General features: G+C 72.7%; 11 protein-coding genes. 9 read left to right on the plus strand and 2 right to left on the minus strand.

What is annotated here, in order from left to right; genetic code table 11:
- The first annotated feature begins 59 nt into the window (after nucleotides 1–59).
- The 3 genes from EIO00_RS18155 (at nucleotide 60) to EIO00_RS18165 (ending at nucleotide 3,687) form a co-directional block, all read left to right on the plus strand.
- Complete coding sequence (locus tag EIO00_RS18155) at nucleotides 60–956, plus strand: phosphotransferase family protein (protein WP_140180551.1); 897 nt, start codon at nucleotides 60–62, stop codon at nucleotides 954–956.
- Between the two features lie 132 nt (nucleotides 957–1,088).
- Nucleotides 1,089–2,768, plus strand: a complete 1,680-nt coding sequence (locus tag EIO00_RS18160; protein WP_140180553.1) for a FadD3 family acyl-CoA ligase — start codon at nucleotides 1,089–1,091, stop codon at nucleotides 2,766–2,768.
- A 157-nt stretch (nucleotides 2,769–2,925) separates the two neighbouring features.
- Nucleotides 2,926–3,687, plus strand: coding sequence for an SDR family NAD(P)-dependent oxidoreductase (locus tag EIO00_RS18165; RefSeq protein WP_140180555.1), 762 nt, complete (start codon nucleotides 2,926–2,928; stop codon nucleotides 3,685–3,687).
- A 141-nt stretch (nucleotides 3,688–3,828) separates the two neighbouring features.
- Here EIO00_RS18165 and hisD read toward each other — a convergent pair whose 3' ends face one another.
- Nucleotides 3,829–5,148, minus strand: coding sequence for a histidinol dehydrogenase (hisD, locus tag EIO00_RS18170; RefSeq protein ID WP_206664177.1), 1,320 nt, complete (start codon nucleotides 5,146–5,148; stop codon nucleotides 3,829–3,831).
- Between the two features lie 147 nt (nucleotides 5,149–5,295).
- Here hisD and EIO00_RS18175 point away from each other — a divergent pair, with 147 nt between their 5' ends.
- The 6 genes from EIO00_RS18175 (at nucleotide 5,296) to EIO00_RS18200 (ending at nucleotide 11,373) form a co-directional block, all read left to right on the plus strand.
- Nucleotides 5,296–6,258, plus strand: coding sequence for a LysR family transcriptional regulator (locus EIO00_RS18175; protein WP_140180557.1), 963 nt, complete (start codon nucleotides 5,296–5,298; stop codon nucleotides 6,256–6,258).
- Between the two features lie 216 nt (nucleotides 6,259–6,474).
- On the plus strand, nucleotides 6,475–7,236 hold the full coding sequence (locus tag EIO00_RS18180; protein WP_140180558.1) for an ATP-binding cassette domain-containing protein: 762 nt from the start codon (nucleotides 6,475–6,477) through the stop codon (nucleotides 7,234–7,236).
- On the plus strand, nucleotides 7,233–8,276 hold the full coding sequence (locus EIO00_RS18185) for an ABC transporter permease (RefSeq protein ID WP_140180560.1): 1,044 nt from the start codon (nucleotides 7,233–7,235) through the stop codon (nucleotides 8,274–8,276). Before EIO00_RS18180 ends, EIO00_RS18185 begins: the two co-directional genes overlap by 4 nt.
- 9 nt (nucleotides 8,277–8,285) lie before the next feature.
- Nucleotides 8,286–9,266, plus strand: coding sequence for an ABC transporter substrate-binding protein (locus EIO00_RS18190; RefSeq protein WP_140180562.1), 981 nt, complete (start codon nucleotides 8,286–8,288; stop codon nucleotides 9,264–9,266).
- Complete coding sequence (locus tag EIO00_RS18195) at nucleotides 9,263–10,453, plus strand: ester cyclase (protein ID WP_206664178.1); 1,191 nt, start codon at nucleotides 9,263–9,265, stop codon at nucleotides 10,451–10,453. The genes EIO00_RS18190 and EIO00_RS18195 overlap by 4 nt, the downstream gene beginning before the upstream one ends.
- 77 nt (nucleotides 10,454–10,530) lie before the next feature.
- Nucleotides 10,531–11,373 (plus strand): nitrilase-related carbon-nitrogen hydrolase, encoded by an 843-nt coding sequence (locus EIO00_RS18200; RefSeq protein WP_140180564.1) that lies wholly within the window; start codon nucleotides 10,531–10,533, stop codon nucleotides 11,371–11,373.
- Between the two features lie 4 nt (nucleotides 11,374–11,377).
- Here the strand turns inward: EIO00_RS18200 and EIO00_RS18205 are convergent, their stop codons facing one another.
- On the minus strand, nucleotides 11,378–12,325 hold the full coding sequence (locus EIO00_RS18205; RefSeq protein WP_140180566.1) for a LysR family transcriptional regulator: 948 nt from the start codon (nucleotides 12,323–12,325) through the stop codon (nucleotides 11,378–11,380).
- Between the last annotated feature and the right edge of the window lie 50 nt (nucleotides 12,326–12,375).

Here is a 12,375-nt window from a genome sequence, read left to right on the forward strand (position 1 = left end):
CGTCGGGCTCGTCGGGCGGTCGCGCCCGCCGGCGACCGGTTCCGCCGTAGGGTCGGGGCATGACAGACCGCAGCGGCGACGTCCGCAGGCTCCTGGCCGCGCACCTGCCCGGTCGCCGGGCGGGATCGGTGTCGCCGCTCGGCGAGGGCGAGGACCACGTCGCCTACGAGGTCGACGGCGAGCTGATCGTCCGTTTCGGCAAGGGCTCCGGCGCCGAGGGTCCGGCCAGGGGCGCGGAGGAGGAGGCCCGTCTGCTGAGGGCCGTGGCGGGGCTGTCGCCGCTCCCGGTGCCCGAGCCGTGCTTCACGGCGGCCCAGGAGGACTGCCTGGCCTACCGCAGGCTGCCGGGCGTGCCGCTGATCGACCTCTCCCCCTGGGAGCGCCCCGGGCGGAACGGCCGGATCGGCGCGGTGCTCGGCGCTCTGCTCCGCGCGCTGCACGCCGCCCGGCCCGAGACGGTCGCCGGACTGGTGGGGACCGACGAACAGCCCCGGGACCTGTGGCTGCGGGAGGCGGCCGAGGCGCGCGCCGCCGTCGGCGACCGGGTCCCCGGCCCGCACCGCGCGGCCGTGGCGGAGTTCCTGGGCGCCCCGCCGCCGACCGTGCGGCGCGCGCCGGTGTTCTCGCACAACGACCTGGGGATCGAGCACGTCCTCGTCGATCCGGCGACGGAGGCGGTGACCGGGATCATCGACTGGAGCGACGCCGCGTTCACCGACCCGGGATACGACTTCGGCCTGCTGTACCGGGATCTGGGGCCTTGCGCCCTGGAGGCGGCGCTGGACGCCTACCGGGCCGAGGGTCGCGACCGGCGGGAGCTGAGGACCCTGGCGGTCTTCTACGCCAGGTGCACGGCCCTCACCGACATGGCCTACGGGCTCGACGCCGGCCGCGCCGCCTACCTCGCCAAGGGGCTGGCCGCGCTGCGGTGGCTGTTCCCGGGCCGGCTCCCCTGATCACGCCCGCGGGAACGGACGGGCCCGCCCCGTCGGCGGCGGTCCACTGAGCGGGACGGGCCCCGTCCGGGTCGGGAGGGCGCGCCTATTCTCCGCTCCGCAGGGTCCACTCCCCTCCCGCGGAGGCAGTCCATGGCCACCACCCCCCGGCCCGTTGCGGGCGCCGCCGAGCAGACCCACCCCGACGACCCCCGCGCCGATCTGCGCTGGGGGACGATCGACGCGATGCTGGCCGACGCCGCCCGGCGGCTGGGGCCGGCGGAGGCGATCGTGGACGGCGGCCTGCGGATGAGCTACGCCGATCTGGACGCCGAGGCGACCGCCCTGGCGCGGGCCTTCCTGGCGGCCGGGCTGGCCAAGGGGGACCGGGTGGCGATCTGGGCGCCCAACTCGGCCCGCTGGGTCGTCGCCGCGCTCGGGCTGCAGCGCGCCGGCGGGGTGCTCGTTCCGCTCAACACCCGGTTCACCGGCGAGGAGGCGGCGTTCGTGCTCGGCAAGAGCCGGGCCCGTTTCCTGTGCACGGTGACCGAGTTCCTCGGCCGGGACTATCCGGCGTCGCTGGCGCGGGCCGTCGGCGGGCCCGCCGGGGACCGGCCGTATGCGGGCCTGCCCGACCTGGAGCAGGTCGTCGCGCTGGAGGGGGACGCGCGCGACGGGCTGGTGTCGTGGGAGGCGTTCCGTGCGGCGGGAGCGGACGTCGCCGAGGCCGACGCGGTGCGGCGGGCCGCCGAGGTGGGGCCGCAGGACCTGTCCGACCTGCTGTTCACCTCCGGCACCACCGGCAGGCCCAAGGGCGCGATGTGCACCCACGCCCAGACGCTGCGCGCGTACGCGGTGTGGGGGAAGGTGGTGGGCCTGCGCGAGGGCGACCGCTACCTGATCGTCAACCCGTTCTTCCACAGCTTCGGCTACAAGGCCGGATGGCTGGTGTCGCTGATGACGGGGGCGACGATCCTGCCCGCCCGGACGCTGGACGTCCCCCGGGTGCTGGAGACCGTCCGCGAGGAGCGCGTCACCGTCCTGCCCGGGACGCCCACGCTGTATCAGACGATGCTGGAGCACCCGGACTTCACCTCCGAGGGCGTGGCGAGCCTGCGGCTGGCGGTGACCGGGGCCGCCAACGTGCCGCCCACGCTGCTGTACCGGATCCGGGAGGCGCTGGGCTTCGAGCACGTCGTCACCGGCTACGGACTCACCGAGTCCTGCGGGATCGTGTCGATGTGCCGCTACGACGACCCCCTCGACGTGGTGGCGACCACCGCCGGGCGTCCGCTGCCGGGCCTGGAGGTCACGGCGGTGGACGGCGACGGCGAGCCGGTGCCGCCGGGCCGTGCGGGGGAGATCCGGGTCCGCGGCTACACGGTGATGAAGGGCTATTTCGACGAGGACGCCGAGACGAACGCCGTCGTCGACGCCGACGGCTGGCTGCACACCGGTGACGTGGGGGTGATCGACGCCGCCGGGCGGATCAGGATCACCGACCGGATCAAGGACATGTACATCGTCGGCGGCTTCAACGCCTACCCCGCCGAGATCGAGAACGTCCTCGCGCGGCATCCCGCGGTCGCCCGGGTCGCGGTCGTCGGGGTTCCCGACGAGCGGATGGGCGAGATCGGCGCGGCGTTCGTGGTGCCGCACCGCGACGCGCGGCTCGATCCGGCGGAGCTCATCGCCTGGAGCCGCGACCGCATGGCCAACTACAAGGTGCCCGGCCATGTCCACATCGTGGACGAGCTCCCGGTGAACGCCGCCGGCAAGGTCCTCAAGCACGTCCTCCGGGAGCGTCACGCGGCCATGGCGGGGTCCGGGTGAGGTCGCCCCGCACCCCTCACCGGTCCCGTCGGCGGGCGCCGGGCCCCCGGCGGCGGGAGCGGTCCCGCACGCCGGCCCGCCGACCCCGGGGCGGGGTCGGGTCCCCTCCCCTGTTCCCAGCAGACATCGATGATCAGGAAAGGCATCAGGAGGTCATATGGCCCTGCCCGCGCACTCCCCCTCCAGCGGCGTGATCGTCACCGGCGGGGCCTCCGGGATCGGGGCGGCGTGCGCCCGGGCCCTGGCCGAGGCGGGACGGCCGGTCGCGCTGTGGGACCTGGTCGACGCCGCCGACGTGGCCGAGCGGATCTCCGCCGACACCGGCTCGCCCGCCGTCGCCGTCACCGTCGACGTCACCGACGCGGCCGCGTTCCCGGCCGCGATCGAGCGCAGCCGGGAGACGCTCGGCTCGATCGGCGGTCTGGTGCACGCCGCCGGCATCGTCGAACCGCTCGCGACGGGCGACCTCGACGAGGCCCGCTGGGACGCGGTGCAGCACGTCAACCTGCGCGCCCACGCCCTGCTGGTGCAGGCGCTGCTGGAGGATCTGCGCGCGACGCCGGGCTCGGCGGTGGTGGGGATCTCCTCCATCGAGGCGCTCGTGGGGCAGATGTTCCTGCCCGCCTACTGCGCCTCCAAGGCCGGCCTGCTCGGCCTCACCCGGTCCCTGGCGCATCACCTGGCCGCCGACGGCATCCGGGTGAACGCGGTCTGTCCCGGTTACATCGACACGCCGATGACGCGGGGGAATGCGCCGGCGGAGCTGCGGGCCGAACTCGCCGCCCGGTCCCCGATCGGCAGGCTCGGCCGTCCCGAGGAGGTTGCCGCGGCGGTCCGCTTCCTCATGAGCGACGAGGCCTCGTTCATCACCGGCGCCCACCTGACGGTCGACGGCGGGGCCACCGCCGTCGACCGCTGAGGGCGGCGCGTCCGGTCAAGCCGCCCGCCGCACCGGAGCGATCCGCCTCTCCTCGTCGGATTCTCCTCACCCGGCGCGGCGTGCGCCGGGTGGGGCCGTCTCGACCGTCTCGCGCCGACGCGGGCGGGCAGGGGCGGACGCTCAGTCGCCGAGGGCGCGGTCGAGGCGCTCCAGCCGCTTGACCGCGGTGGCCTCGTGGGCGGGCATCAGATCGGCCCGGGAGATCCGCACGACGTGCGGGGCCACGGCGCGCACGCCCTCGTCGGTGTCGATGCGCTGCCAGGTCACCGTCTTGAGGAACGAGGCCACCGAGAGGCCGCCGGTGTAGCGCGCGGCGCCGGCGGTCGGCAGCACATGGTTGGTGCCGATGGCCTTGTCGCTGAACGCGACGGTGGCGCGCCGCCCCACGAACAGCGACCCGTAGTTGCGCAGGTTCTTCAGGTACCACTCGTCGCGGTCGGTGTGCACCTCCAGGTGCTCGGCCGCCAGCAGATCGCTCAGCCGGACCGCCTCCTCGTGGTCGGCGGCCAGCAGGACGAAGCCGTAGTCGCGCCAGGCGACGCGCGGCACCTCGTCGCCGCCGACCTTCGCCAGCTCGTCCAGCTGCCGATCGATCTCGGCGAGCACCGCCTCGCCCAGCGCACGGCTGGTGGTGATCAGGGCGGCGGGCGAGGTCGGGCCGTGCTCGGCCTGGCCGAGCAGGTCGGCGGCCACCAGCTCGGGGTCGGCGGTCTCGTCGGCGATCACCGCCACCTCCGACGGTCCGGCGATCATGTCGATGCCGACCCGTCCGTACAGTTGCCGCTTGGCCTCGGCGACATAGGCGTTGCCGGGGCCGACCAGCTTGTCGACCGGCTCCGCGCCCTCCAGCAGGCCGAACGCCATCGCGGCCACGGCCTGCACGCCGCCCAGGCAGTAGACGGCGTCGGCGCCGGAGGCGGTGAGGCTGTAGAGGGTCGGGGGGTGCACCCCCCGTCCGCCGCGCGGCGGGGTGCACGCGATGACCCGGTCGACGCCGGCGACCTTGGGGACCTTCACGGTCATGAACGGGCTGGCCAGCATCGGCACGCGACCCGCGGGGGCGTAGGCGCCGACCCGGGCCAGCGGGATCTGCCGCTGCCCGAGGACCACGCCGGGCAGCGTCTGGGCCTCGAAATCGGTGAGGGTGGCCAGCTGGCGGGCCGCGAAGCCGGCGACCTGCTCGATGGCGAAGTCGATGCTCTCCCGCAGCGCGGGGTCCAGGCCCGCCGCGGCCCGCTCCGCCTCCTCGGCGGTGACCAGGAACGAGTCGGGGTCCCAGTCGTCCAGCTCGCGCGAGTAGCGGCGGACGGCGGTCATCCCCTCCCGTTCGATCGTCAGCAGCATCTCGCTCACCCGGTCCCGCACCTGCGGATCGACGGCGCTGGAGGCGATCTTGAGGGGCCGCTTAAGCAGGGTGACGTCACCCTCGGGAACTCGCACGGTGGACTCCTTGTGGCACGGAACTCAGCAGGGCGGCATGCCTGTCGTCGCAGGTCAGCCCTCTTTCGGCAGTCGGGGTTGGAGGCTACTGGGAACCGTTCCACAGGGGTAGCCTTACCTTCCTTAAACTCCGAAAGGATTTTCCTTATGACCTTGATCCAGCTGCTGTACTTCGTCTGCGCGGCGGAGTGCGGGTCGTTCTCCGCGGCGGCCGAGCGGCTGCGGCTGGCGACGCCGTCGGTGTCGGAGCAGATCCGCCGGCTGGAGCGGCACCTGGGCGCCCCGCTGTTCGAGCGCGGCCGCACGCTGCAGCTCACCGACGCCGGCCGGGCGCTGCTGCCCCAGGCCCGCGCCACGTTGCGGGCGGCCGAGGACGCCGAGCGCGCGGTGGCCGACGTGCGCGGGCTCAACGGCGGGCTGGCGAGCTTCGGGTTGTTCCGCAACGCGGACTACTACCTGGTGGGGCCGCTGGTCGAGGCGTTCGTGCGCGAGCATCCGCGGGTACGGCTGCGGCTGCCGGGCCAGAACAGCGCCGAGGTCGCGGACGCGGTGCGGGCCGGACGGCTGGAGGCGGGCCTGGTGGTGCTGCCGATCGATGACGAGGGCCTGACGGTCACCTCGCTGATGCGCGACGAGGTGCTGTACGTCAGCGCCGATCCCGGGCGCGCGGCCGAGCCGGTGCCGCTGGGGCTGCTGGCCGAGCGGCGGCTGATCCTCTACGACGCCGCCTGGGCGGACGTGGACCCCACTCGGCGGCAACTGGCGACCCGGCTGCAGAGCCGGGGGCTGACGCTGACGCCGTTCATCGAGGTCGAGCGGGTGGAGGGGGCGCTGGAGCTGGTCGCCCGAGGGCTCGGCGACACCATCGCGGCGAGCACCGTGCTGCGCACCCGCGCGCCGGACCTGCACGCCGCTCCCCTGGCCGAGCCGCTCCACGACGAGATCGCGGTGGTCCGTCGACGCGGCTCGACGCTGTCCGCGGCGACCGCGGAGTTCATCCGGCTGGCCCGCGCCCGGCTGCACCGGTTGGCCCGCGGCAATCCGCACGCTCAAGTGACGAATCCCCGCGCCGCCGATGGAGGGCGCGGAAAGCCCTGTGGCTCCGAATGATTCGCACACCCATAGGGTGATCCTGTGGATCTCTCAGGAACATTCCATGTTGTCCTTTGTTTCCTTCGGCTCATAGCCTTCCGGCCAAGCCGTTCGAAGTGAGGCAGCGCACATCGCCCAGCCTCCCGGCCGGGCGGCCCCTGGCCGACCGCCGCCGCGATCGGCGGCGGAGGACGCTTCGCGCGCCCGCACCGAAGGAAGGTGGGTGAGATCCACGTGTCGGACCCGCTCCTGCAAGCCAGCGGGATCTACAAGAGCTACGGGCATGTCGAGGTGCTCAAAGGCGTCGACTTCACCGTCGAACGCGGTGAGGTCACGGCGCTGATCGGCGACAACGGCGCCGGCAAGAGCACCCTGGTGAAGATCCTGTCCGGCGCCCTGCGGCCGGACCGCGGGGAGATCCGGGTGGCGGGCCGGCCGGTCTCCTTCGACTCGCCGCAGGACGCCCATGCGCTGGGCATCGAGACGGTGTACCAGGACCTGGCGCTGGCCCCCGAGCTCGGCAGCGCCGAGAACGTCTTCGCCGGCCGCGAGCTGCTCAAGCCGGGGCTGCTGGGCCGGCTCGGCGTGCTGGACCGCAAGACGATGCGGCGGCGCACGCAGCAGGCGTTCATCGAGATGAGCACCGACGTCAAGGACATCGACGCACCGGTGGCGGCGCTGTCGGGCGGGCAGCGGCAGAGCGTGGCCATCTGCCGGTCGGTGATGTGGGCCGACAAGGTGATCTTCATGGACGAGCCGACCGCCGCGCTCGGCGTCCGGCAGACCGGCCGGGTCCTGCAGCTGATCCGGCGGGTCGCCGACAAGGGCATCGCGGTCGTGCTGATCAGCCACAACATGCCCGAGGTGCTGCAGGTCGCCGACCGCGTCCAGGTGCTGCGCCTGGGCCGCCGCGTCGCGGAGTTCCGCGCCGCCGACACCACCGTCGAGGAGCTGGTCGGCGCGATGACCGGCGCCCTGGAAGGGAAGGCCGCATGAGCGACGTGCGAACCGCCGCGCCCGCCGGCACCGCGTCCGAGCCGGCCGGCGCCGTTCCCCCGGCGGCCCCCCGTTCGCCGGTGCGCCGTTTCCTGTCCTCCTCGCCCGCCTACATGGGCCTGGTCCTGCTGCTGCTGGTGGCGTTGTTCTCGGCGTTGCGGCCGGACGCGTTCCCCACCGCCGCCACCGGCCGCAACATCTCGCTGGACATCTCGGTGCTGCTGGTCATGGCGGTCGGCATGACCTATGTGATGGTGGCCGGCGGCTTCGATCTGTCGATCGGTTCGGTGCTGGTCTTCTCCGGCGTGGTCATGGCCAAGACCATGATCGCGATCGGCGGGGACGGTCCGCTGGTGGTGGCCGCCGGGATCGCCGCCTCCGTCGGGGCGGGGGTCGCCTGGGGGCTGCTCAACGGAGTGTGCATCGCGGTGCTCAAGGTGCCCGCTCTGATCACCACGCTCGGCACGATGGGGGCCGCGTTGGGCGCCGCCCAGCTGATGACCGACGGCAACGACATCACCGACGTGCCGTCGGCGCTGCTGACGATCACCGCGTCCCGGCCGCTGGGGTTCAGCTGGCTGGTCTACGTGGCGGCGGCGGTGGCGCTGGTCGGCGGGCTGGTCCTGGCGTTCACCCGGTTCGGCCGGCACACCTACCTGATCGGCTCCAACGAGGAGTCCGCCCGCCGTGCCGGGATCGACGTCGACCGGCACCTGATCAAGCTGTACGCCATCAGCGGCGGGCTGGCCGGGGTGGCCGGCGCGCTGTCGCTGATCCGGTTCGCCACCACCACCATCTCCGGCCACGCCACCGATGCGCTGCAGGTCATCACCGGCGTGGTGCTCGGCGGCACCAGCCTGTACGGCGGCGTCGGCACCGTGCTCGGCACCGTGGTCGGCATCTTCATCCCCGCCGTGCTGCAGAACGGCTTCGTCATCACCCACGTTCAGCCCTACTGGCAGCAGGTCGTCATCGGCTTCGTGCTGATCGCGGCCGTCTACGTCGATCGTCTCAAGCGCCGTCGGCGCGAGCGCAGCTAGGAGTTCCCAATGAAGCGCACCCTCCCCCTCCGTGCGGCGGCCGCGATCGGCGTCGCCGCCCTAGCCCTGACCGCCTGCGGATCCGGTGACGGCGGCCCTGGCGGCGACCGGAAGAGGATCGTGTACGTCCCCGCCGTGACCGGCATCCCGTTCTACAACACCGTCGCCTGCGGCGCCAAGCACAAGGCCAAGGAGCTGGGCGTCACCCTGGACGTGCAGGGGCCGCCGGAATTCGACCCGGCCAAGCAGTCGGCGATCGTCAACGCCCTGGTCGGGGACCGGCCGGACGCGATCATGATCTCGGTGGCCGACGCCAAGGCGCTGATCCCGCCGCTGAAGCTGGCCAAGGACGCCGGCATCAAGATCATCGGCATCGACGGCGACGTCGACGACCGGTCGATCATGACCACCAACATCATCTCCAACAACGTCCAGGGCGGGCGGCTGGCCGCCGCCGAGATGGCCAAGCTGACCGGCGGCAAGGGCGAGATCATGGGGCTCAACAACGACCCGGGCAACCCGCTCGGCGAGGCCAGGGAGCAGGGCTTCGTCGACGAGCTCAAAAAGTACCCGGGCATGAAGTACATCGGCACCCAGTACAGCAAGAACGAAACCGCCAAGGCCGCGTCCATCGCCTCCAGCGCCAGCTCCTCCAACCCGCGGTTGGCCGGCATTTACGCCATGTCGACCACCAACTCCGAGGGCGCCGTGACGGGGCTGCGGGAGTCGGGCAGGACCGGCAAGGTCAAGTTGGTCGGCTTCGACATCTCCGGCCCCATCGAGAACGCGCTGCGGGCCCGGCAGATGGACGGCACGATCGTCCAGCATCCCTACCGCGAGGGCGAGATGGGGGTCCAGTCCGCGATGGACGCGCTGGCGGGCAAGCCGGTGCCGCGCGATCAGAGCGCCGACTTCGTGTTCGCCACGCCCGACAACCTCGACACCCCGAAGGTCCAGCAGTACGTGTACAAGACGGAGTGCGCCGAGTGAACACCGACAAGGATCCGTCCGCCGGGACCGCCGAGCCGGGAACCGGGGCCGACCGCGCACCGAGGTACGCCCCGCAGGTCTCCTCCACCGGCAGGATCATGCCGCCGGACCTGTCGATCTCCGTCCCGGTGGGACGCGGCGCCACCCTGCCGGACGGGGACTACAGCCGGCGCAAGCAGTCGATGCGCGGATTCGAGGACGAGTACACCGACATCGTCGACTACATCGTCCGGATCACCCACCGCATCTGGGAAGACCAGGACATCGGCTACATCTACGACACCTACGCCCCCGGCTGCCGGGTCTACGACGACAGCGGGCCGCGGCACGGCATCGAGGAGATGGTGGCCGGGACGATCCAGTCCATCGCCGCCTTCCCCGCCATGCGGCACTACGCCGACGACGTGATCTGGGCGGGCGACGACGAACAGGGCTTCGTCACCTCGCACCGGGCGCTGAACATCGGCGATCACACCGGCCACTGGCGTTGGGGGCCGCCCACCCACCGGCGGCTCAACACCTGGGTGATCGCCAACTGCGTGGTCAAGGACAACCAGATCCACGAGGAGTGGGTGCTCTACAACACCGCCGCCAAGCTCCAGCAGCTGGGGCTGGACGTGGCCGCCTGCGCCCGCGAGTACGGCAACTCCCGCGCCCTCCGGCCGTTCACCGCGCCGGAGATCACCGAGGTGCAGCGGCTGGAGGGCGGGCGCAAGCCCTCCCTCCTGCCCGAGCCGGACACCGGCGGCGTGTTCGACGTGGAGGCGTGGGCGCACGCCCTGTTCCACAACACCTACAACCGCCGCGACCTCAGCGCGATCGACCGCTTCTACGCGCCGAACGTCCGCTGGTACGGCGCCACCAACCGGCAGGGCTACGGCAGGGCGCAGGTGCGGGCGATGGCGCGCGGGCTGCTGTCCACGTTCCCCGACCTCGGCGTCCATGTGGACGAGGTCTACTGGATGGGCAACCCGGACGAGGGTCACCGGGTCAGCGTCCGCTGGGCGGGCGCCGGCACCCACAAGGGCTACACCCTCTACGGCGCGCCGACCGGGCGGCAGGTGCACCTTTGGGGCATCTCCCAGCTGTACCTCGAACACGGCCGGATCGTCGAGGAGTGGGCGCTGTTCAACGAGTTCGACGTGATGGCCCAGCTGCTGCGGGACGAACCCGCGGCGATGCTCTGACCCTCCGGCCCCGTGGGACGCGCGCGCCGCCGGGCCGCGCGTCCCACGGTCCATTTCACGGAAAGGCGGAGATCCCCGTGATCCGCGTGGCCTGTCTCCAGCTCGCACCCGTGCTGGGGGACGTGGCGGGCAACGTCGAACGCGCCCGGGCCGCGATCCGCGCCGCCGTCGCCGACGGCGCGCACATCGTCGTGCTCCCCGAACTGGCGACGTCCGGATACCTGTTCACCGATGCGGCGGAGGCCCGCCGGGCCGCCCTCGCTCCCGAGGATCCGCTCCTGGCGACGTGGGCCGCGGAGGCGGGACGCGGCGACGCCGTGGTCGTCGGCGGGTTCTGCGAGCTCGGCGACGACGGCCTGCTCTACAACAGCGCCGTCGTCATGGACGGTTCGGGCGTGCGCGCCGTCTACCGCAAGACGCACCTGTGGGACCGGGAGAAACTGCTGTTCTCGCCCGGGACCGCGCGGCCGCCGGTGGTCGACGCCCCCTACGGCCGCATCGGCGTGCTGATCTGTTACGACCTGGAGTTTCCGGAGATGCCGCGCGCCTTGGCGCTGCGCGGCGCCGACCTCCTCGCCGTTCCGACCAACTGGCCGGTGGTGCCCCGCCCGGACGGCGAGCATCCGCCCGAAGTGGTCGCCGCGATGGCCGCGGCCAGGGCGAACCGGGTCTTCATCGCCTGCTGCGACCGCTCCGGCACCGAACGCGGAGAACGCTGGACGCGGGGCAGCGCCGTCGTCGACACCTGCGGCTGGGTGCGCGCGGCCTGCGATGAGGAGAACGGCCGGGCGACCGCCGACCTCGACCTGAACGAGGCGCGGGCCAAACGCCTGACCGCCCTCAGCCACGCCCTGGCCGACCGCCGGCCGGAGCTCTATGCCGACCTGCTCTCCGATGCGCCCCCGCAGCCGTCCCCCTGACCGGTCAGCCGACGCCCGGGCGGCGGGCCGCCGGGTACACGCGCTGGGCGGGGTCGGTGATGCCGGCCAACAGGGTGCTGCGGGCGCGGCGGGCCAGTTCGCGGGTGCCCGGGGACAGCACCGACGAGGCGCGCTGGATGAAGGCGATGGTGTCGTAGAGGGGTTCGGCGAACGGCACGGTCAGCACCTCCGGAGGGCAGAACGGGCTCTCGGCGACCGCCCGCGAGATCACCGTGTCCCCGACGCCGCGGGCCACCAGCTTCAACGCGGCCTCGACGTGCTCCACCTCGATCGTCGGCTCGATCTTCAGCCCCTCGAGCTGGGCGCGTTCGGCCAGCTGACGGCGGGTGGGGTCGGACCAGCCGTAACAGGCGTCGTACATGATCAGGTCGGCCTTCACCATCCGGCGGATGGTCATCGGCGCGGCCACCCGCTCGGGGTCCGCGCTGGCGTAGAGCACCTCATCGCGGATCAGCGGCGTGACCTTCAGCCCGGCGTCGTCGATCGGCAGCACGACCAGGCCCGCCTCCAGCTCCCCCTCGGACACGGCCGCGGCGACCGCGCTGGAGTTCTGGCCGACGAGCCTCAGCCGGACGTTGGGGAAGTCGGCGCGGAACTCCTCGACCAGCTCCGGCAGCAGGTAATAGGCGGCGTTGCGGAGCAGACCGAACGTCACCACGCCGCCGTCCAGCGAGCCGATCGACTTCAGCACCTGGCTGCCCTCGTCCACCGCCGAGACCGCCTGCTCGGCGAACGGCAGCAGCTCGGCCCCGGCCGAGGTCAGCACCAGCCGCCGGCCGCCCCGGATGAACAACGGCATGCCGAACTCGTCCTCCATGCGCCGGATCAGCTCCGACACCGACGCCTGGGCCATCTTCAGCTCGGCCGCCGCCGCGGTGAAGGAACCGGTGCGCACGGCGAGGAGGAAGGCGCGCAACTGGTTCAGAGTCACAGGGTGAGCCTATAGGAAAGTCGGGATAAGTCGGTCTAGTCCTGTTGCAG

The organism is Thermomonospora catenispora (assembly GCF_006363815.1).
GTDB classification, from domain to species: Bacteria; Actinomycetota; Actinomycetes; order Streptosporangiales; family Streptosporangiaceae; genus Thermomonospora; species Thermomonospora catenispora.